An 18,247-nucleotide genomic window follows, 5' to 3' on the forward strand; every position below is an offset into this window, starting at 1 on the left:
TCAGCTCCTGTCCTTGGCCAGCATGAGCGCGTCGGTCACCGTCTCGATGCCGAGCGCCACCTTGAACGCGTTGTGTTCGAGCGGCTTCGCGCCCGCGAAGGCCAGCTCGGCCGCGCGCCGTGCGGCGGCGCGCGTGAGCGGCAGCCCGACCAGGCTGCGCTCGGCCTCGGTGGCCCGCCACGGCCGGGTCGCGACACCGCCGAGCGCGATGCGCGCATCGGCCACGCGCTGGCCGCGTATGTGCACGGCCACGGCCGCCGAGGCGAGCGCGAAGGCGTACGACTCGCGGTCGCGGATCTTGTGGTACGTCGAGGCGCGGCCGACGGGCCCGCGCGGAATGCGGATGCGCACGATCAGCTCGTCGGCCGCCAGCACCGTCTCCAGGTGCGGCGTGGCGCCGGGCTCGCGGTGCAACTCGCGCACCGGCACCGAACGTTCGCCGCGCGGGCTCACGGTGTCGACCATCGCGTCGAAGGCCGTGAGCGCGATGGCCATGTCGCCGGGGTAGATCGCCACGCAGGCCTCGCTGCCGCCGAGCACCGCGTGCCCGCGGTTCTGGCCGCCGAGAGCCGCGCAGCCGCTGCCCGGCGCGCGCTTGTTGCAGGCGAACTCGGGGCCGCCGCGAAAGTAGGCGCAGCGCGTGCGCTGCAGCAGGTTGCCACCGACGGTCGCCATGTTGCGCAGCTGCTGCGAGGCGGCCTTCCAGAGCGATTCCGACAGCGCCGGAAACTCGCGCTGCACCACGGTGTGCTCCGCCACGTCGCTCATCGCCGCCAGCGCGCCGATGCGCAGCTCCGCGCGGTCGCCGGTGTCGATGCGGGCGAGCCCTTCGATGCGCGTGATGTCGATCACCGTGGCCGGTGCTTCGACGCCGAGCTTCATCAGGTCGAACAGCGTGGTGCCGCCCGCGAAGTAGCGGGCGCCGGGCTGGTGTTGCGCGAGCAGGTGCACGGCCTCACCGGTGCTGCGCGGTCGGAGGTAGGCGAAGTCATGCATGGCCGCGGCCCTCCATGCGGCGCATCTGCGTCATCCGGGGCGCGGCCTCGCGGATCGCCTCGAGGATGCCTGCATAGGCACCGCAGCGGCAGATGTTGCCGCTCATGTACTCGCGGATCTGCGCGTCGCTGGTGGCGTGGCCTTCGCGCACGCAGGCAATCGCCGCCATCACCTGGCCCGGCGTGCAGTAGCCGCATTGCAGCGCGTCGTGGTCGATGAAGGACTGCTGCATGGGGTGCAACGTGCCGTCGGCCGCCTCGATGCCTTCGATGGTGGTGACCGCACAGCCATCGGCCTTCACCGCGAGCGTGAGGCACGACGCAACGCGGCGTCCGTCGATGTGCACCGTGCAGGCGCCGCACTGGCCGTGGTCGCAGCCCTTCTTGGCGCCGGTGAGACCCAGTTGCTCGCGCAGCACGTCGAGCAACGAGGCCCGGGGTTCCAGTATCAGCGCGTGCAGCTTGCCGTTGACGGTGACGCGCGTGGCCTGCGAGCCGGTGTGCGGGTTGGGCTGCACGGCGGCATCGCCCGTCACGGCGATCGCGCTGGAAGCAGCGGCCGCGCCGGCACCGGCTGCCGTGGTCATCATGAAGGTGCGCCTGCTGAGCGCGGGCTGACCGCCGGCCGCGCGCCATGTCGGGGTGTCGTTCATCGTGGGCTTTCTGGGGAGAGAATCGGGTCGCGTGTCAGAACTCGCGTCCGCGCCAGGCATCGACCGAGCCGCGCCCGCCGCCGCGCGCGGTGATGAAAAGCGCCACGAACACCAGCATCAGCGGGTACTCGAAGCCGCGGTCGATCCAAGGGAAGGTCGGCGCCAACAGGTAGCTGATGACCAGCATCTGCACCACCACCATCGGCGCGACGAGGCGCGTGAGGAACCCCGCCGCCAGCATCAGCCCGCCCACGCCTTCGAGCAGCGCGATGAACCCGCCGATGAGCGGCGCGGCCGGCAGGTGCAGCACGTTGGCGATCAGGTTGACCGAGCCCGCCATCGGGTCGGCCATGGTCCCGTGGCTGCGGCCCAGCAGCTTGGGCACGCCATGGGTCATGAGCATCAGCCCGAAGGCGATGCGCAGCAGCAGGTAGCTCAGAGGCTCGAGGCGGTCATAGAGGCTCATCAGCCGCGGAAGGATCAGGGTCATGGCGTCTCTCAGTGGTGGGTCGAGGCAGTCTCTCTATTTCCATCCATTGAATAAATACAGAAAAATTAGCAATAGAATCCAAAGAGACTCAACAATCAAGACGAAGAGCAAACGCCATGGACCGTTTCGATGCCATGCGACTGTTCACCCGCATCGTCGAGCTGGGCAGCTTCACGCAGGCCGCCACGGCGCTCGACATCCCCCGCGCCACCGCCACGCACGCCATCAAGGCGCTGGAGACCCGGCTTCATGTGCGGCTGCTCGAGCGCACCACCCGCCAGGTGCGCACGACGGTCGATGGCCAGGCCTTCTACGAGCGCTGCCGGCACCTGCTGCGCGACCTGGAAGACGCGGAGTCCTCGCTCGCGCAACTGGCCGTCAATCCGCGCGGGCGACTGCGCATCGACATCCACGGCGCACCCGCGAACGAGCTGCTGCTGCCGCGCATCGGCGAGTTCCATGCACGCTATCCGCACATCGAGCTCGCGGTGGGCAGCGGCGACCGGCTGGTGGACCTGGTGCGCGAAGGCGTGGACTGCGTGGTGCGCGGCGGCGAGCCGCGCGATTCGTCGCTGGTCACCCGGCGGCTCGCGCTGGTGCCGCAGGTCACCTGCGCCAGTCCGACCTACCTCGCGGCCCACGGCACACCGCTGCAACCGGCCGACCTGGCGCGGCACATCGGCGTCAATTTCTTCTCGGCGTCGCGGCCCGAGGTCTTTCCCTACCTGTTCGAGGTCGACGGCAAGATCGAGGCGCACACGCTCAAGGGCTGGATCAGCGTGAACAGCGCCGACAGCTACAAGATCTGCGCCGAGCAGGGCTGCGGGATCATCCAGGTGCCGCGCTACGGCATCGACCGGCAATTGCGCGAGGGCACGCTGATCGAGATCCTCGCGCACACGCCCTGCCCGCCGATGGTCCACTCGGTGCTGTACCCGCACCATCGGCAGCTCTCGCCGCGGGTGCGGGTGTTCATCGACTGGGTGACGCAGCTCTACACCGCGCGCTTCGGCGCGCTCAGGTAGCGGCGACCGCCGCACGCCGGACGGCGGCCTACAAGGGGCCCGCGCCGATTGCGCTAAGGTGCGGCGTTGAAGCAGCCGACACCCGGCGGCCCGAATCTCCGCACCGAGGAACCGCTCCATGCCCGCTCCCCTGCCCAACGCCGCGCCGGCGCGCCAGCACTTCTCCATGATCCGCGGCTTTCACCTGGCCGACGTGTTCACGCTCGGCAATGCTGCCTGCGGCGTCGGCGCGGTGTTCCTCGCAATGGCCTACATGGGAAAGCCATCGCTCGCGCACTTCCTCTGGGCCGCGGCGCTGGCACCGGCCGCCTTCATCTTCGACGTGTTCGACGGCCGCATCGCGCGCTGGCGCCAGACCCATTCGGCGCTCGGACGCGAGCTCGACTCGCTGGCCGACGTGATCTCCTTCGGCGTCGCACCGGCTGCGCTGGCCTTCGCGGCCGGCCTCGACGGCGGCTGGGACTGCCTCGTGCTGATCTACTTCGTCTGCTGCGGCGTGAGCCGGCTGGCACGCTACAACGTCACGGCCGAAGCGCTGTCCGAGGGCGCGGACAAGGTCAAGTACTTCGAAGGCACGCCCATTCCGACCAGCGTGGTGCTGGTCGGCGTGCTGGCCTGGGCCGCCTGGCAGGGTCGCGTGGGCGATGCGGTCTGGGGCGGCGCCTGGGTGCTGGGCCCGTGGCAATTGCACCCGCTGGTCCTGCTGTTCGCGCTGTCGGGCACGCTGATGGTGAGCAAGACGCTGCGCATTCCCAAATTCTGAGGAGACCGCGATGACCCTGAAGCTCTACTTCAACCCGCGCAGCCGCGCACTGATCGCCAAGTGGCTGCTCGACGAGGCCGGCGTCGACTATGAGATCGTGCCCGTCGATCTCCAGAAGAAGGAACACAAGACGCCTGCCTTCCGGGCCATCAACCCCGCAGGCAAGCTGCCGGCGCTGGTCGACGGCAAGGCGCGGGTGTTCGAGAACCCGGCCATCGCGCTCTACATCGCCGAGAAGTACCCGCACACGAAGCTCGCGCCTCCGCTGGGCACGGCCGAACGCGGCCGCTTTCTATCGCTCATGGTCTACGCCACCGCGCAGCTCGAACCCTCGATGGGCGACGATCTGCTGAAGCTGCCGACGCCGGCCGCGCGCGGCTGGAACGACTTCGCGATCGTCAAGGACGTGGTCGAACGCGAACTCGGCGAAGGCCCCTACCTGTTCGGCGCGCAGTTCACCGCGGCCGACGTGATGGTCGGCGCGATGTTCATCTGGCAGCGCATGATGGGCCGGCGCTCGGGCAGTGCGAAGATCGATGCCTACATCGACCGGCTGCTGGCGCGCCCCCACGCCATGAAGATCGGCTGATCCTTCCTCTTTCGAAAGCCCCATGAGCACCACCGCGCATTTCACCCAGCAGCATCCGGCCGGTTTCGACGAACTCGTGCGCCTGGCCTCGGCCCAGCCGATCGCGCCGGCCTGCGACCACTTCTATTTCCTGCGCCACGGCCAGACCGGCCGCAACGCCTCGCGCATCTTCCAGGCCGTCGACGAGCCGCTGAGCGAACTGGGCCAGCAGCAGGCCGTGCGCGCGGCCGAGCGTCTGACCGGCGAGCCGATCCGCACCATCGTCTGCAGCGACGCGCGCCGCGCCTTCGACACCGCCCACACCGTGGCCGCCAGCCTGCGCATCGTGCCGCTGGCGCGCGAGGACCTGCGCGAACGCCACTTCGGCGCGCTGATCGGCACCTCTTCCGTCGATCTCGACTGGGCCTGCGCGCCCGAGGGCGGCGAGACGCTGGCGCAGTTCGTCGACCGCAACCGCGTGTCGCTCGCCGACGCACTGGCCCAACCCGCGCCCGTGCTGGTGGTGGCGCACGGCGGCACGCTGTACGTGCTGGCCGCGCTGCTGGGCGTGGCAATCGAGCCGGCCATCCTGGGCAATGCACAACCGCTGCGCTTCGAGCGTGTCGACGGCAGCTGGCAGGTCAGGCCCCTGCTCGCGCGCACCGGCGACGCCGCCGCGATCGCCTGACCCTTCCGCCGGACACCGCCATGAACTTCAGGGACTACGACAAGGTGCGATCGCACGGGATCGAGACTGGCCCCTGAGCGGCGCAAGGGCCAGCCCAAGTGCACGGCCCTTGATGCAGGTCAGACGAAGGCGCGGCACCCGTTCGCACAATGCCTGTGATGCGGCGGGCACCTCGACCTGCCGCCTTCTTCAGGAAACCCATCCCATGCTTCGCCCTCGTTTTGCCCTTGCCCTGCTCGCCTGCGCCGCCGCGCCCGCCTTCGCCGCCGACTGCACGATCGAGATCGAGGGCAACGACGCCATGCAGTTCAACAAGCCGGTGATCGAAGTCAGCAAGAGCTGCAAGGAGTTCACCGTCAAGCTCAAGCACAGCGGCAAGCTGCCCAAGCAGGCCATGGGCCACAACTGGGTCCTGAGCAAGACGGCCGATGTGCAGGCGGTCGCGGCCGACGGCATCGCCGCCGGTGCAGCGCAGAACTACGTGAAGGCCGGCGATGCCCGCGCGGTGGCCCACACCCGGGTCGTCGGCGGCGGCGAGAGCGACAGCGTGAGCTTCGCGGTCGCCAAGCTGGACGCGGCCGGCAGCTACACCTACTTCTGCTCCTTCCCCGGCCACTCGTCGCTCATGAAGGGCACGCTGAAACTGGTGAAGTGAGCTCGCGCGGCAGTCGATCTGGACGCTACTGGCACCAGATCGCGATCTGCCGGCTCAGGTCGTGCCACACGGCCTGCAGCGCCACCACCGCCAGCACCGCGCCCGCGAGCCGCGTGCCCCATTCGCGGCGGGACTCGCCGAAGACGCCGTGCAGGCGCCGCCAGAGCCAGGGCGCAATCCACAGCGCAACGCCGCTTCCGAGGGCGAACGCAGCCATCACGGCCGCGCCCTGCCAGGCGTTGTTGCCCAGGGCCGCGACCATCAGCGCCGAGTACAGCAGCCCGCAGGGCATCGAGACCCACAGCGCGCCCGTCGCGAGCACGCGCCAGCGCGAGCCCTCCCGGGGTCGAAGCCGCTTCGCCAGCAGCCGACCCAGGCTGTGCGCCCACAGCGGCTGCCGCCCGGCCACGGCCAGCAGCAGGCCCCAGGCGAACACGGCCACGTGCAGCAGCAGCCAGAGCGGCCGAAGCGCTGCGACCTGCTCGCTCGCGAGCGCCAGGCCCTGCACGGCGGTGGCCGCGAGTGCGCCACCGGCCGCATAGCTGGCCACGCGCGCCGCATGGAAGACCACCGACGCCGACACTGCGGGCGTCGGCAGCACCGCCACACCGCCGCCTCCCGGCGCACGCGCGAAGCGGATCACGCCCGCGCAGGCCGCGCCGCACATGGCCACGCAGTGCGGGCCGCCGGCCAGGCCCATGAGCAACGCGGTGCCGATGAGCGCCGTCTGCATCAGATGATCCGGGAGAAGCGCGAGCGGTTGCGGTCGGCCTGCAGGTAGCGGTCGAACACCATCGCGATGGCGCGCACGAAGAACCAGCCGATGGGCGTGACCTCGATCTCGTGCGCATCGACCGTGACCAGGCCCTGCGCCACCAGCGGCGCGAGCACTTCCAGCTCGGCCGCGAAGTGCTGGCGGAAGTCGACCAGGTGCGCCAGGCCGATGGACTCGAAGCTCAGTTGCCCCTGGCACATCAGCGCCATGATCACGGCGCGCCGCAGCACGTCGTCGCGCGACAGCGCGAGGCCGCGCACCACCGGCAGCCGGCCCTGGTCGAGCAGGTCGTAGTACTCCTCGAGCGTCTTGGCGTTCTGGCTGTAGGTGGCGCCGATCCGGCCGATGGCCGACACCCCGAGCGCCACCAGGTCGCAATCCGGCTGCGTGCTGTAGCCCTGGAAGTTGCGGTGCAGCCGGCCCTGGCGGCGCGCGATGGCCAACGGGTCGGTCGGCAGCGCGAAGTGGTCCATGCCGATGTAGACGTAGCCGGCCGCGGTGAGCGCAGCGATCGAGCGCGAGAGCATGTCGATCTTGGTGACGGCGTCGGGCAGCTCGGCCGGGTCGATGCGGCGCTGGGGCTTGAAGCGCTCGGGCAGGTGCGCATAGGCATAGAGCGCGATGCGCTCGGGCTGCAGTTCGCAGATCTGCTCGAGCGTGCGGTCGAACGACGCCGCGGTCTGCCTGGGCAGGCCGTAGATCAGGTCGACGTTGATCGATGCAAAACCCAGCCGGCGCGCCGACGCGACCAGTTCGAACACCTGCTCGGCGGGCTGGATGCGGTGTACCGCCTTCTGAACGGCCGGATCGAAGTCCTGCACACCGAAGCTCAGCCGGTTGAAGCCCAGCGCCGCGATCCGTTCGAGCCGCGCCGCGTCGATGGTGCGCGGATCGATCTCGATCGCGTATTCGCCTTCGGGCGCCAAGGTGAAGGCGGCGCGCAGCATCGCCATCAAGCGTGCGAGCGCCGCGTCGTCGAGGAAGGTCGGGGTGCCGCCGCCCAGGTGCAACTGGCTCACGGCCGCACCGCGCCCGAGTTGCGTCACCTGCAGGTCAATCTCGCGCTCGAGATAGTCCAGGTACGCCTCGGCGCGTTCCGGATGCCCGGTCACGATCTTGTTGCAGGCGCAGAAGTAGCACAGCGAGGCGCAGAACGGCAGGTGCACGTAGACCGACAGCGGCAGCGCGCGGGGGCCGGTGCTCAATGCGCGCTGGCGCAGCGCCTGCGCGTAGTCGTCGCTGCCGAAGGCCTCGACGAAGCGGTCGGCGGTCGGGTAGGAGGTGTAGCGCGGCCCCTGCACGTCGAAGCGCTGCAGCATCTCGGGCGTCATGACGGGCACGGCGCAAGCCGAGGTGGCGGAGGCCGCAGGCGCAGCGAGGACGGGAGAAAGGGTGGTTGGCATGGTGATGTGGCACACGGGGCTCCGTGACTGTGCCGACGACCGGGCCGGACTTCCTTGACCTGCATCAAGTCCCGTGCTCGGGGGGAGGAGGACAATCGAGGCACCAACTTGAAGCGTCGCCGTCCTCTTCCCGGCCGGCACGAACCGCCATGACACCCGAAATCATCAAAGTCGCCTGTTCCAACTGCAACCTGCGCGAGCTGTGCATGCCCGTGGGCCTGCAGCCCGCGGAGCTGGAACGCATCGACGAGATCGTCGCGACGCGGCGCAAGGTGAAGCGGCGCGAGGCGCTGTTCCACAACGGGGAGCGCTTCACTTCGCTCTATGCGATCCGCACCGGCGTCTTCAAGACCTGCATCACGGCCGAGGACGGCCGCGACCAGGTCACCGGCTTCCAGATGGCGGGCGAAATCATCGGGCTGGACGGCATCGTGAGCGATCACCACACCTGCGACGCCGTGGCGCTCGAGGATTCCGAGGTCTGCGTGATGCCCTTCGACCGCATCGAGGAGCTGTCGCGCGAAGTCACGGCCCTGCAGCGCCATGTGCACAAGATCATGAGCCGCGAAATCGTGCGCGAGCACGGCGTGATGCTGCTGCTGGGCAGCATGCGCGCCGAAGAACGGCTGGCGGCCTTCCTGCTGAACCTGGTGCAGCGGCTGCATGCGCGCGGCTTTTCGCAGTCCGAGCTCGTGCTGCGCATGACCCGTGAAGAGATCGGCAGCTACCTCGGACTCAAGCTCGAGACCGTGAGCCGCACGCTGTCGAAGTTCGTCGAGGACGGCATCGTGGCCGTGCAGCAGCGCCATGTGCGCATCGTCGACGCCGACAAGCTCAAGCGCATCGTCAATCCTCCGGCCTGTTGATCTCGCGCCTGGACATGCCGAGCAGCGCGGTCAGCGCGCTCGAGCCCATGCCCAGCGCCCAGAAGACGAAGAAGCCCAGCGTGTAGATGCCCTGGCGCGACAGCGGCAGCGCTTCGCCGCGCCAGTGCAGGTCGCCCGGATCGACCAGCGCGAACACCAGCATTTCCACCACGCAGGCCAGCAGGAACGAGGGCCAGAGGATCCAGGCCAGGCGACGGATGCGTTGCTTCATGGCGGTCCTCAGTGCTTCGGCAGCGGGACGTCGTCGCTCGGGGTGGCCGCATGGTTGCGGCCCGCCTGCGCCGGCATCAGCTTCTTGTCGGCCAGCGTCTTGTTGATCTCCACGCCCTGGCGGTAGTAGTCCTCGGCCACCACCGGGTCGGGCGTGCGGATGGCGATCCACAGCGTGGCGAAACCGGCCACCACGACGATGGCCGGGCCGGCGATCACCATCCAGACATAGGGAAACTTCCACCAGGGTTCGGCGACGGTGGGCAGGAGGCCGGGAGCATTCATGAAGATCTCTTTCTATTGAACGTGGCGGTGTGCGCTAGCGCGGGACCAGGAAGATGGCCTTTTCCGAGACATGCGATGCGCCGTCTTCGGAGCGCACATCGAAATGCACGGTGTGCGAGCCCGGTGCCGCGGTGCCGTAGGGCAGCTGCAGCCGTACCGCGACCCAGCGCGACTCGGCCGGCTGCACCTCGAGCGAGGCTCCCGCGGCCACGCTGAGTCCCTCGAGTCCGCTCGCGGCGATGGCATAGCGCTGCGGCCGTTCGGTCGCGTTCATCACCTGCAGCCGGTAGACGTTCTCCAGCATGCCGCCCTCGGCGATGCGCGCGAGCGAGGCGCGGTCGCGCACCACGTCGACCTTGAGCGGCGTGCGCACCACCAGGCTGGCCAGCAGGCCCAGGCACAGCGCGCCGAGCAAGGCGCTGTAGATCAGCACGCGCGGGCGCAGCACGCGACGCAGCACCTGGCGCGCCGACCAGCCGCCGGCCATGCCGTTCTGCGTGGCGTAGCGGATCAGGCCCGGCGGGTAGGCCATCTTGGCCATCACCGTGTTGCAGGCGTCCACGCACAGGCCGCAGCCGATGCACTCGTACTGCAGGCCCTCGCGGATGTCGATGCCGGTCGGGCAGACCTGCACGCACAGCGTGCAGTCGATGCAGTCGCCAAGGCCGCCGCGCTCGTGCTGCTTGCCGCGCGCGCCGCGGGGCTCGCCACGTGCCGTGTCGTAGCTCACGATCAGCGTGTCGCGGTCGAACATCGCCCCCTGGAAGCGCGCATACGGGCACATGTACTTGCAGACCTGCTCGCGCATGAAGCCCGCGTTGCCGTAGGTCGCGAAGCCGTAGAAGAAGGCCCAGAACACTTCCCACGAGCCCATCTGCGTCTGCAGGAAGGCCATGCCGAGCTCGCGGATCGGCGTGAAGTAGCCGACGAAGGTGAAGCCGGTCCACAGCGCGATGCCCAGCCAGACGAGGTGCTTGAAGCTCTTCTTGACGCCCTTCTCCATCGAGAACGCACCCTTGTCGAGCCGCATGCGCGCGCTGCGCGGGCCTTCGATCTTCTCTTCCACCCACATGAACATCTGGGTGTAGACCGTCTGCGGGCAGGCATAGCCGCACCACAGCCGTCCCGCCACCGCGGTGAACAGGAACAGCAGCAGGGCCGAGACCACGAGCAGGCCCGTGAGGTAGATCAGGTCCTGCGGGTAGAGCACCAGCCCGAACAGGTAGAAGCGCCGCGCGGCCAGATCGAACAGCACCATCTGGCGCTGGCCCCACTCGAGCCACGGCAGGCCGTAGAACACGATCTGCGTGACAAAGACCATGGCCCAGCGCCAGCGCGCGAACACGCCCTGGATGCTGCGCGCATAGATCTTCTTGTGCGCCTCGTAGAGGCCGACGGGCGCGCTCTCGGCCGGGGCGATCGGGATCACCTTGCGCGGCACGGGTCGGGGGGAAGCGGACATGGCGGAAGGCAACTCAGGGCGTGGCCGCGGTGTTCGACAGGCCCCAGACGTAGGACGCCAGCACATGGATCTGCGCCTCGGTCAGCCTGCCCTGCTGCGCGGGCATGACGTTGGTCTTGCCGGTGTTGATGATCGAGACGATCGCGTCCTGCCCGTAGCCGTGCAGCCACACGCGGTCGGCCAGGTTGGGCGCGCCCAGCGCGGGGTTGCCCGTGCCGCCCACGCCATGGCAGGCGGCGCAGGCGCTGAACTTGCTCTTTCCCAGGCCGGCGCGCACCGAGTCGTGCGGACTGCCCGACAGGCTCAGCACGTAGTTCGCGACGTTCTTCACGTCCTCGGGCGTGCCCACGGCCGCGGCCATGGGCGGCATGACGCCGGTGCGCCCCTGCGTGATGGTCTCCTGGATGCGCTCGGGCGCGCCGCCGTAGAGCCAGTCCCTGTCGCTCAGGTTCGGAAAGCCCTTGCTGCCGCGCGCGTCGGAGCCGTGGCATTGGGCGCAGTTGTTGAGGAACAGGCGCTCGCCGATGGCCATGGCCTGCGGTTCGCCGGCCACGGCCTCGTGGGGCATGGCCGTGTATTTCGCATACACCGGCGCCAGTTCGGCATTGGCCTTGGCGATTTCCTTCTCGTATTCGCCTTGCGTGCTCCAGCCCAGCTGCCCCTGCATGCTGCCCAGGCCCGGGTAGGCCACCAGGTAGCCCAGCGCGAAGACGATGGTCAGCACGAACAGGCCCACCCACCAGCGCGGCAGCGGGTTGTTCATCTCGCGCAGGTCCTCGTCCCAGACGTGGCCGGTGGTGTTGTCGCTGCCGCCGGGCACGCGGGCCCGGTTGGTGACCCACAGCAGCAGTGCGCAGGCCGCGATGCTGGCCAGCGAGAGGTAGGTGACGTAGTGCGACCAGAAGCCGCTGATGAAGTCGCTCATGGTGTTCGTTTCAGTCCTGCTCGAAAGGCAGGTGTGCGGCCTCGTCGAAGCCCTTGCTGCGACGGCGCGAGAAGGCCCAGGCCAGGATGCCGATGAAGGTCACGAAGGAGGCCAGCGTGGCCGCGATGCGCAGGGTGGTGATGTCCATCTCTTCTCTCCTCTTGTCTTTTCTTACTTGAGCGCGAGGCCCAGCGACTGCAGATACGCCACGATGGCGTCCATCTCGGTCTTGCCGCTGACGGCGGCCTGGCTGCCCGCTATCTGCTCGTCGGTGTAGGGCACGCCGACGCGGCGCAATGCGGTCATGTGGGTGCCGATGCTGGCGGCGTCGGCCGGCGTCTTCTCGAGCCAGGCGTAGGCCGGCATGTTCGACTCGGGCACCAGGTCGCGCGGGTTGTTCAGGTGGATGCGGTGCCACTCGTCGCTGTACTTGCCGCCCACGCGGTGCAGGTCGGGCCCGGTGCGCTTGCTGCCCCACTGGAAGGGATGGTCGTACACGAACTCGCCGGCCACCGAGTAGTGGCCGTAGCGCAGCGTCTCGGCGCGGAAAGGGCGGATCATCTGCGAATGGCAGTTGTAGCAACCCTCCCGCAGGTAGATGTCGCGGCCCACCAGCTGCAGCGGCTCGAGCGGCCGGACGCCGGTCACGGCCTCGGTGGTCGACTTCTGGAAGAACAGCGGCACGATCTCCACCAGGCCGCCGACGGCGATCACCAGCAGGATCAGCACGATCATCAGGAAGTTGTTGGTCTCGATCTTCTCGTGCGAGAAGCCGGTCTTGGGTGCGTTGGAACTCATGGTGTGCTTTTCTTCAGGCGTGGGCGGTCAGGGCCACCGGCGGAATGGATGCGCGCACCGAGCGGCCCGCGATCACGGTCATGCAGACGTTCCAGGCCATGACCAGCATGCCGCCCAGGTACAGCAGGCCGCCGAGCAGGCGCACCACGTAGTACGGGTAGGTGGCCTTCACGCTCTCGACGAAGGTGTAGGTGAGCGTGCCGTCGGCATTGACCGCGCGCCACATCAGGCCCTGCATCACGCCGGCGATCCACATGGCGGCGATGTAGAGCACGATGCCCACGGTCGACATCCAGAAATGCAGCTCGATGGCCTGGGTGCTGTGCATCTCGGTGCGGCCCCACAGGCGCGGGATCAGGTAGTACAGCGACCCCATGGTGATCAGCCCGACCCAGCCCAGCGCACCGGCGTGCACGTGGCCCACGGTCCAGTCGGTGTAGTGCGAGAGCGCGTTGACGGTCTTGATCGACATCATCGGACCCTCGAAGGTCGCCATGCCGTAGAAGGAGAGCGCGACGATCAGGAAACGCAGGATCGGGTCGGTGCGCAGCTTGTGCCAGGCGCCCGACAGCGTCATCACGCCGTTGATCATCCCGCCCCAGCTGGGCGCCAGCAGGATCAGCGAGAACACCATGCCGATGGACTGCGTCCAGTCGGGCAGCGCGGTGTAGTGCAGGTGGTGCGGACCCGCCCACATGTAGGTGAAGATCAGCGCCCAGAAGTGGACGATCGACAGCCGGTACGAATACACCGGGCGGCCCGCCTGCTTGGGGATGTAGTAGTACATCATCCCGAGGAAGCCCGCGGTGAGGAAGAAGCCGACCGCGTTGTGGCCGTACCACCACTGGACCATCGCGTCCTGCACGCCGGCATAGGCCGAGTAGCTCTTCATCCAGCCCGCGGGAATGGCCGCGCTGTTGACGATGTGCAGCAGCGCCACCGCGATGATGAAGGCGCCGTAGAACCAGTTGGCCACGTAGATATGGCGCACCTTGCGCATCGCGATGGTGCCGAAGAACACGATCGCATAGGCCACCCACACCGCGGTGATCAGGATGTCGATCGGCCACTCGAGCTCGGCGTATTCCTTGCCGCTGGTGTAGCCCATGGGCAGGCTGATGGCGGCGGCCACGATGACCAGCTGCCAGCCCCAGAACACGAAGGACGCCAGTGCCGGTGCGAACAGGCGGACCTGACAGGTGCGCTGCACCACGTGGAAGCTGGTCGCCATGAGTGCACAGCCGCCGAAAGCGAAGATCACCGCATTGGTGTGCAGCGGACGCAGGCGGCCGTAGCTGAGCCAGGAGATGCCGAGGTTGAGCTCGGGCCAGGCGAGCTGCGACGCGATGATCACGCCGACCAGCATGCCGACCACGCCCCAGACGACGGACATGAGGGCGAACTGCCTGACGGCGGTGTCGGCGTAGACCGCCGCGGGAGGGTGGGAAGCTTGCATCGTCGGGCCTTTTTCAATGGACCCGGTCAGTGTCCGGCCGCGGCACGCGTGGCTTCTTGCGCTAGATCAATCGTTGTGCAGAATGCGTTCGCCTTCGCGCTCGACGTCTTCGAATTGACCGCGATCGACAGCCCACCACAGGCCGCCGAGGATGACCAGCACCAGCACCACCGAGAAGGGCACGAGCAGGAACAGGATGTCCATCAGGACGCAGCCTCCGCCGGTCGCGCGAGCCGCGCCGCATTGAGCACCACCCACAACGAACTGCCCGCCATGCCGATGCCGGCCAGCCAGGCCGGCAGCCAGCCGGCCAGCGCGAGCGGCACGCACAGCGCGTTGTAGCCCGCGGCCCAGGCCAGGTTCTGGCGCACGATCTTCAGCGTGCGGCGCGCCTGCGCGATCGCCTCGGGCACCGCCGACAGCGCACCGCCCATCACGATGAAGTCGGCGCGCGCCTGCGCCAGCGGCACGGCGTTGCCGAGCGCGAAGGACGCGTGGGCCGCGGCCAGCACCGGCCCGTCGTTGAGGCCGTCGCCGACCATCGCGACGCGCCGGCCCTCGGCCTGCAGCTGCTGCAGCGCGCGCAGCTTGTCCTCGGGTGCGCAATCGCCCTGCACCTGCGCGATGCCCACGCGCGCCGCCACCTCGCGGGCCGCCGCGGCGCGGTCGCCCGACAGCAGCTGCACCGCGATGCCCTGTGCCTTCAATGCGACGACGGCCGAAGCGGCGTCCTCGCGCAGCTCTTCGGCGAGCACGAAGCTCGCGATCCACCCGTTGTCGTCGGACAGATGCAGCTGCGGCGAATCGACGGGTAGCGCCTCGACCGCGCAATGCGCGGCCGAGCCCAGCCGCACGCCCAGTGGCATGGCATTCGATCCGCGGCGCTGCAAACGACCTTCGAGCCCCTGCCCTGCGTGCTCGGTCACCTCCAGCGCCTGCCAATCGGGCGGTGTGCGGTGTGCTTCTTCCCACGCACGGACCAGCGCCTTCGCGACCGGATGCAGCGACTGCGCACCGAGCGCGGCCGCGAGTTCCACCGCATCGCCGGGCCGGAGGCCCGCGCGGCAGTAGACGCGGTCGAGCCGCGGCGTGTCGCGCGTGAGCGTGCCGGTCTTGTCGAACACCACGGTGTTGACCGACGCCAGCGCCTCGAGCGCTTGCAAGTCGTGCACCAGCACGCCGCCGCGCGCCAGCGCACCGGCGCTCGCGAGCATCGCGGCCGGCGTGGCCAGCGACAGCGCGCAGGGACAGGTCACGATCAGCACCGCGACCGCGACCATCAAGGCCTGGCCCGGGCCGACGGGCCACCAGAGCACGGTGGCCAGCGCGGCCGCGCCGAGCACGCCGATCAGGAAGGGCCGCGCGACGCGGTCGGCCAGCCGGGCCAGCCGCGGCTTGCCCAGCGAGGCGCTCTCCATGAGCGCGACGATCTGCGCGAAGCGCGTGCCCTGCCCCACCGATTCGACGCGCACCTGCACCACGGCCGAGAGGTTGTGGCTGCCGGCCAGCACGCGCTCGCCGCGACCCCGCGGCACGGGCCGCGACTCGCCGGTGAGCAGCGCCTCGTCGGCCGTGGTGTCGCCGTCGGTCACGCAGCCGTCGGCGGGAAAGGCTTCGCCCGGCCGCACGCGGATCACGTCGCCCACGGCCAGGCGCCGCACCGCGACGCGCACGAAGGTGCCGTCGGCGGCCAGACGCTCGATGCTCTCGGGCACGCGGTTCATCAATGCCTCCAGCGCACCGGCCGTGCGGTCGCGCAGGCGGGTCTCGAGCCACCGGCCGGTGAGCAGGAAGAAGACGAACATGGTGAGCGAGTCGAAGTAGACCTCGTGGCCCAGCGGCCCTTCGGGATCGAAGGTGCCGGCCGTGCTGACGACGAACACGATCAGCATGCCGAGCGCGACCGGCAGGTCCATGCCGATGCGCCGCTGCCGCAGGTCGCGCCAGGCGCTACGGAAGAAGGGGCCGCAGGAGAACAGCACCACGGGCAGCGTGAGCACCCAGGAAGCCCAGCGCATCAGCTGCACCGCATCGGCCGTCATCTCGCCGGGCTGCGCGATGTATGCGGGGTAGGCGTACATCATCACCTGCATCATGCAGAAGCCCGCCACCAGCCAGCGCCACAGCGCGGCGCGGCCCTCGCGCGCACGGCGGGCACGGGCCTGCAGATCGCCGGCCGGCACCAGCCGGTAGCCCGCGGCGGCCGAGGCCGCGAACCAGCGCGAGGGCCGCACCGCATCGGCCGACCACAGCACGCGCGCGCGCCGGCTCGCGGCGTTCACATCGGCCCGCAGCACGCCGGGCACCGCGCACAGTGCGGCTTCGACGGTGAAGGCGCAAGCCGCGCAATGCATGCCCTCGATCACGACCTGCGATTCCCAACGGCCCGTCGGGGACGCCGCATCCACCGGATGGCCGAAGGCCGACCATTCGGCCGGATCGTCCAACGCCACGCCATCGTCGGGCGGGGCCGCCACGGGGGGGAAGGAGAGCGCAGCGTCCATGTCCCGAGACTAGGGGCCGATGCGCGCCAGGTCCTTGATCTGGATCAAGCCGATGCCGCCGCACGGGTCTAGTCTCGACACTTCAGTGGCTCATCCCGGAGAAAACCCATGTTCAAACGCATCCTGATCGCCACCGACGGCTCGGCCCTCTCGCGCAAGGCCGTGGCCAGCGGCATCTCGCTGGCCGCCACGCACGGCGCCGAGCTGGTCGCGCTGACCGTGGTGCCGCGCTATCCGATGAACTACTTCGAGGGTGCGATGGTCTTCGCGCCCGAGGACATCGCGCGCATCGAGAAGCAGTGGACCACCGCGGCCGAGGAGATGCTGGCCGCCGTCGACGCGCGTGCGCAGCGCGTCGGCGTGAAGGTGAAGACCGTGACGGTGCGCTCGGACCGCGTGGCGGAGGCCATCATCGCCGCCGCCCAGAAGCAGCAATGCGACCTGATCGTGATGGCCTCGCACGGCCGCAAGGGCGTCAAGCGCCTGCTGCTGGGCAGCGAGACCCAGCATGTGCTGACGCACTCGAGCCTGCCGGTGCTCGTGCTGCGCTGACGGTCCGCGCTATTGCGGCACCAGGCCGGCTGCCTTCACCAGCTCGCCATGCAGCCGGATCTCCTCGGAGATGACCTGGGCCAGGGGCTTGGCATCGTCCACGGCCGGCTCCATCCCCACCTCGAGCAGCCGCGCCTTGGCTTCGCCACCGCGCAGCATCGCCTTCACCGAGGCGTTGAGCCGATCGACCACCGGTTGCGGTGTTTTTGCCGGGGCGAGCAGGCCGATCCAGGCCGACAGCACCACGTTGTCGATGCCGCCTTCGCGCAGCGTCGGAATCTCGGGCGCCGACACCGCGCGCTTCTCGCTCAGCACGCCGAGCGGATGGAGCTTGCCGGCCTTGATGTGCGGCAAGGCTTCGGGCAAGGGCGCGAACGCCATGTCCACCACGCCGCCCATCAGGTCGGTGATGGCCGGTGCGCCACCCTTGTACGGCACGTGCAGCATGCGGGCGCCGGTGCGGCTCTCGAACAGCAGGCCGGCGAGGTGCTGCGGGCTGCCATCACCCGAGGATGCGTAGCTCAGCTTGCCCGGGTTGGCCTTGGCCGCCGCCAGCAGCTCGGCCGGCGTCGAGAAGCGCGCCTTGTCGCGCACCACCAGCACCATGGCCTGGTTGACCAGCTTGGTCACGGCGACGAAGTCGGTTTCCGGGTTGTAGGGCAGCGTCTTGAAGATGCTCTTGTTGGTGGTCAGGAAGGAAGCCGGGGACACCATGAGCGTGTAGCCGTCGGGCACGGCCCGCGCGACCACCGGCGTGCCGATCTGGCCCGAGGCGCCGGCCCGGTTGTCGACCACGAAGGGCTGCCTCGTCTCGGCCGCGAGCTGCTGGCTGACCAGCCGCGCGACCATGTCCACGCTGCCGCCGGCCGGCAGCGCGACGACGACCTTGACCGGCCGGCTGGGGTAGGCCTCCTGCGCGAGGGCCGCCAGGGGAATCAGGCTGGACGCAGCGCCGAGCGCGATGAGAAGGGGTCGGGCGAAGGGCATGGGACGGGTCGCTTTCAGGCTGAAAAAACGATGGAGAGGAAACCCGGCGCGCTCGCCGAGCCGCTCGCGGCAGCGTCTGCGCTGCCGGGCGCCGGGTGTCTTGCAGGTTCTGTGCCGGCAGGCCGAAGCCATTCTTCCTGGTCCCTCTGCTCTGCCTCGTCGCGGC

At 69.2% G+C, this 18,247-nt stretch carries 22 protein-coding genes; 7 read left to right on the forward strand and 15 right to left on the reverse strand.

The annotated features are described in order from the left end of the window. Genes ACSFBC_RS03620 through ACSFBC_RS03630 form a run of 3 tightly spaced genes read right to left on the reverse strand, consistent with a single transcriptional unit; the run spans position 1 to position 2,138 of the window. A complete protein-coding gene (locus ACSFBC_RS03620) occupies positions 1 to 996 on the reverse strand; it encodes an FAD binding domain-containing protein (RefSeq protein WP_435508929.1) in 996 nt (331 codons plus the stop codon). Beyond that, positions 989 to 1,648, reverse strand: a complete 660-nt coding sequence (locus ACSFBC_RS03625; RefSeq protein WP_435508930.1) for a (2Fe-2S)-binding protein — start codon at positions 1,646 to 1,648, stop codon at positions 989 to 991. Before ACSFBC_RS03625 ends, ACSFBC_RS03620 begins: the two co-directional genes overlap by 8 nt. A 34-nt stretch (positions 1,649 to 1,682) precedes the next feature. After that, a complete protein-coding gene (locus ACSFBC_RS03630) occupies positions 1,683 to 2,138 on the reverse strand; it encodes a DoxX family protein (RefSeq protein WP_435508931.1) in 456 nt (151 codons plus the stop codon). A gap of 116 nt (positions 2,139 to 2,254) precedes the next feature. Between ACSFBC_RS03630 and ACSFBC_RS03635 the strand changes: the two genes are divergently transcribed. The 5 genes from ACSFBC_RS03635 (at position 2,255) to azu (ending at position 5,837) form a co-directional block, all read left to right on the forward strand. Next, the gene (locus ACSFBC_RS03635; RefSeq protein WP_435508932.1) at positions 2,255 to 3,163 is read left to right on the forward strand and encodes a LysR family transcriptional regulator; all 909 of its coding nucleotides are present in this window, start codon (positions 2,255 to 2,257) and stop codon (positions 3,161 to 3,163) included. 118 nt (positions 3,164 to 3,281) lie between these two features. Further along, a complete protein-coding gene (locus tag ACSFBC_RS03640; protein ID WP_435508933.1) occupies positions 3,282 to 3,926 on the forward strand; it encodes a CDP-alcohol phosphatidyltransferase family protein in 645 nt (214 codons plus the stop codon). A 10-nt stretch (positions 3,927 to 3,936) separates the two neighbouring features. Beyond that, on the forward strand, positions 3,937 to 4,515 hold the full coding sequence (locus ACSFBC_RS03645) for a glutathione S-transferase family protein (RefSeq protein ID WP_435508934.1): 579 nt from the start codon (positions 3,937 to 3,939) through the stop codon (positions 4,513 to 4,515). 22 nt (positions 4,516 to 4,537) lie between these two features. Continuing rightward, the gene (locus ACSFBC_RS03650; RefSeq protein WP_435508935.1) at positions 4,538 to 5,182 is read left to right on the forward strand and encodes a histidine phosphatase family protein; all 645 of its coding nucleotides are present in this window, start codon (positions 4,538 to 4,540) and stop codon (positions 5,180 to 5,182) included. 205 nt (positions 5,183 to 5,387) lie between these two features. Further along, on the forward strand, positions 5,388 to 5,837 hold the full coding sequence (gene azu / locus ACSFBC_RS03655) for an azurin (protein ID WP_435508936.1): 450 nt from the start codon (positions 5,388 to 5,390) through the stop codon (positions 5,835 to 5,837). A gap of 25 nt (positions 5,838 to 5,862) precedes the next feature. Here the strand turns inward: azu and ACSFBC_RS03660 are convergent, their stop codons facing one another. Together ACSFBC_RS03660 and hemN are read right to left on the reverse strand one after the other, a co-directional pair. Next, complete coding sequence (locus tag ACSFBC_RS03660) at positions 5,863 to 6,570, reverse strand: sulfite exporter TauE/SafE family protein (protein WP_435508937.1); 708 nt, start codon at positions 6,568 to 6,570, stop codon at positions 5,863 to 5,865. After that, positions 6,570 to 7,943 carry an oxygen-independent coproporphyrinogen III oxidase gene (gene hemN / locus ACSFBC_RS03665; protein WP_435509260.1) on the reverse strand — a complete coding sequence of 458 codons (1,374 nt, stop codon included), beginning with the start codon at positions 7,941 to 7,943 and terminating at the stop codon, positions 6,570 to 6,572. Before hemN ends, ACSFBC_RS03660 begins: the two co-directional genes overlap by 1 nt. A gap of 221 nt (positions 7,944 to 8,164) precedes the next feature. Between hemN and fnr the strand changes: the two genes are divergently transcribed. Further along, complete coding sequence (gene fnr, locus ACSFBC_RS03670; protein WP_435508938.1) at positions 8,165 to 8,881, forward strand: fumarate/nitrate reduction transcriptional regulator Fnr; 717 nt, start codon at positions 8,165 to 8,167, stop codon at positions 8,879 to 8,881. Here the strand turns inward: fnr and ACSFBC_RS03675 are convergent. From ACSFBC_RS03675 to ACSFBC_RS03715, 9 genes are all read right to left on the reverse strand, one after another. Then, entirely contained in the window at positions 8,862 to 9,113 is a 252-nt protein-coding gene (locus ACSFBC_RS03675) for a hypothetical protein (RefSeq protein ID WP_435508939.1), read from the reverse strand. The two genes, fnr and ACSFBC_RS03675, sit on opposite strands and share 20 nt — an antisense overlap. An 8-nt stretch (positions 9,114 to 9,121) precedes the next feature. After that, positions 9,122 to 9,397: a FixH family protein gene (locus ACSFBC_RS03680; RefSeq protein ID WP_435508940.1), complete on the reverse strand. Its 276-nt coding sequence runs from the start codon at positions 9,395 to 9,397 to the stop codon at positions 9,122 to 9,124. A 34-nt stretch (positions 9,398 to 9,431) separates the two neighbouring features. After that, complete coding sequence (gene ccoG, locus ACSFBC_RS03685; protein WP_435508941.1) at positions 9,432 to 10,859, reverse strand: cytochrome c oxidase accessory protein CcoG; 1,428 nt, start codon at positions 10,857 to 10,859, stop codon at positions 9,432 to 9,434. A 13-nt stretch (positions 10,860 to 10,872) separates the two neighbouring features. After that, a complete protein-coding gene (gene ccoP / locus ACSFBC_RS03690; protein WP_435508942.1) occupies positions 10,873 to 11,784 on the reverse strand; it encodes a cytochrome-c oxidase, cbb3-type subunit III in 912 nt (303 codons plus the stop codon). Positions 11,785 to 11,794: 10 nt separating this feature from the next. Continuing rightward, complete coding sequence (locus ACSFBC_RS03695) at positions 11,795 to 11,932, reverse strand: cbb3-type cytochrome oxidase subunit 3 (protein WP_435508943.1); 138 nt, start codon at positions 11,930 to 11,932, stop codon at positions 11,795 to 11,797. 23 nt (positions 11,933 to 11,955) lie between these two features. Continuing rightward, entirely contained in the window at positions 11,956 to 12,582 is a 627-nt protein-coding gene (gene ccoO, locus ACSFBC_RS03700; RefSeq protein WP_435508944.1) for a cytochrome-c oxidase, cbb3-type subunit II, read from the reverse strand. Positions 12,583 to 12,595: 13 nt separating this feature from the next. Continuing rightward, positions 12,596 to 14,038 carry a cytochrome-c oxidase, cbb3-type subunit I gene (gene ccoN / locus ACSFBC_RS03705; RefSeq protein ID WP_435508945.1) on the reverse strand — a complete coding sequence of 481 codons (1,443 nt, stop codon included), beginning with the start codon at positions 14,036 to 14,038 and terminating at the stop codon, positions 12,596 to 12,598. A 66-nt stretch (positions 14,039 to 14,104) separates the two neighbouring features. Continuing rightward, positions 14,105 to 14,242, reverse strand: coding sequence for a cbb3-type cytochrome oxidase assembly protein CcoS (gene ccoS / locus ACSFBC_RS03710; protein ID WP_435508946.1), 138 nt, complete (start codon positions 14,240 to 14,242; stop codon positions 14,105 to 14,107). Next, positions 14,242 to 16,542, reverse strand: a complete 2,301-nt coding sequence (locus ACSFBC_RS03715) for a heavy metal translocating P-type ATPase (RefSeq protein WP_435508947.1) — start codon at positions 16,540 to 16,542, stop codon at positions 14,242 to 14,244. The genes ccoS and ACSFBC_RS03715 overlap by 1 nt, the downstream gene beginning before the upstream one ends. A 108-nt stretch (positions 16,543 to 16,650) precedes the next feature. Here ACSFBC_RS03715 and ACSFBC_RS03720 point away from each other — a divergent pair, with 108 nt between their 5' ends. After that, positions 16,651 to 17,094 (forward strand): universal stress protein, encoded by a 444-nt coding sequence (locus tag ACSFBC_RS03720; protein WP_435508948.1) that lies wholly within the window; start codon positions 16,651 to 16,653, stop codon positions 17,092 to 17,094. Between the two features lie 9 nt (positions 17,095 to 17,103). Here the strand turns inward: ACSFBC_RS03720 and ACSFBC_RS03725 are convergent, their stop codons facing one another. Beyond that, positions 17,104 to 18,081, reverse strand: coding sequence for a Bug family tripartite tricarboxylate transporter substrate binding protein (locus tag ACSFBC_RS03725; protein ID WP_435508949.1), 978 nt, complete (start codon positions 18,079 to 18,081; stop codon positions 17,104 to 17,106). Between the last annotated feature and the right edge of the window lie 166 nt (positions 18,082 to 18,247).

The organism is Variovorax frigidus, from assembly GCF_051216515.1.
In the GTDB taxonomy this organism is placed as follows: domain Bacteria; phylum Pseudomonadota; class Gammaproteobacteria; order Burkholderiales; family Burkholderiaceae_C; genus Variovorax.

Excerpts from the sequence above, each read along its gene's own strand:
- ccoP (WP_435508942.1), bottom strand. The coding sequence starts at position 11,784 with ATGAGCGACTTCATCAGCGGCTTCTGGTCGCACTACGTCACCTACCTC.
- ACSFBC_RS03620 (WP_435508929.1), bottom strand. The coding sequence starts at position 996 with ATGCATGACTTCGCCTACCTCCGACCGCGCAGCACCGGTGAGGCCGTG.
- ACSFBC_RS03720 (WP_435508948.1), top strand. The coding sequence starts at position 16,651 with ATGTTCAAACGCATCCTGATCGCCACCGACGGCTCGGCCCTCTCGCGC.
- ACSFBC_RS03635 (WP_435508932.1), top strand. The coding sequence starts at position 2,255 with ATGGACCGTTTCGATGCCATGCGACTGTTCACCCGCATCGTCGAGCTG.
- ACSFBC_RS03680 (WP_435508940.1), bottom strand. The coding sequence starts at position 9,397 with ATGAATGCTCCCGGCCTCCTGCCCACCGTCGCCGAACCCTGGTGGAAG.
- hemN (WP_435509260.1), bottom strand. The coding sequence starts at position 7,943 with ATGACGCCCGAGATGCTGCAGCGCTTCGACGTGCAGGGGCCGCGCTAC.
- ACSFBC_RS03625 (WP_435508930.1), bottom strand. The coding sequence starts at position 1,648 with ATGAACGACACCCCGACATGGCGCGCGGCCGGCGGTCAGCCCGCGCTC.
- ccoO (WP_435508944.1), bottom strand. The coding sequence starts at position 12,582 with ATGAGTTCCAACGCACCCAAGACCGGCTTCTCGCACGAGAAGATCGAG.
- ACSFBC_RS03630 (WP_435508931.1), bottom strand. The coding sequence starts at position 2,138 with ATGACCCTGATCCTTCCGCGGCTGATGAGCCTCTATGACCGCCTCGAG.
- ACSFBC_RS03695 (WP_435508943.1), bottom strand. The coding sequence starts at position 11,932 with ATGGACATCACCACCCTGCGCATCGCGGCCACGCTGGCCTCCTTCGTG.
- azu (WP_435508936.1), top strand. The coding sequence starts at position 5,388 with ATGCTTCGCCCTCGTTTTGCCCTTGCCCTGCTCGCCTGCGCCGCCGCG.
- ACSFBC_RS03725 (WP_435508949.1), bottom strand. The coding sequence starts at position 18,081 with ATGCCCTTCGCCCGACCCCTTCTCATCGCGCTCGGCGCTGCGTCCAGC.
- ACSFBC_RS03675 (WP_435508939.1), bottom strand. The coding sequence starts at position 9,113 with ATGAAGCAACGCATCCGTCGCCTGGCCTGGATCCTCTGGCCCTCGTTC.
- ACSFBC_RS03640 (WP_435508933.1), top strand. The coding sequence starts at position 3,282 with ATGCCCGCTCCCCTGCCCAACGCCGCGCCGGCGCGCCAGCACTTCTCC.
- ccoS (WP_435508946.1), bottom strand. The coding sequence starts at position 14,242 with ATGGACATCCTGTTCCTGCTCGTGCCCTTCTCGGTGGTGCTGGTGCTG.
- ACSFBC_RS03645 (WP_435508934.1), top strand. The coding sequence starts at position 3,937 with ATGACCCTGAAGCTCTACTTCAACCCGCGCAGCCGCGCACTGATCGCC.
- ACSFBC_RS03650 (WP_435508935.1), top strand. The coding sequence starts at position 4,538 with ATGAGCACCACCGCGCATTTCACCCAGCAGCATCCGGCCGGTTTCGAC.
- fnr (WP_435508938.1), top strand. The coding sequence starts at position 8,165 with ATGACACCCGAAATCATCAAAGTCGCCTGTTCCAACTGCAACCTGCGC.
- ACSFBC_RS03660 (WP_435508937.1), bottom strand. The coding sequence starts at position 6,570 with ATGCAGACGGCGCTCATCGGCACCGCGTTGCTCATGGGCCTGGCCGGC.
- ccoN (WP_435508945.1), bottom strand. The coding sequence starts at position 14,038 with ATGCAAGCTTCCCACCCTCCCGCGGCGGTCTACGCCGACACCGCCGTC.
- ccoG (WP_435508941.1), bottom strand. The coding sequence starts at position 10,859 with ATGTCCGCTTCCCCCCGACCCGTGCCGCGCAAGGTGATCCCGATCGCC.
- ACSFBC_RS03715 (WP_435508947.1), bottom strand. The coding sequence starts at position 16,542 with ATGGACGCTGCGCTCTCCTTCCCCCCCGTGGCGGCCCCGCCCGACGAT.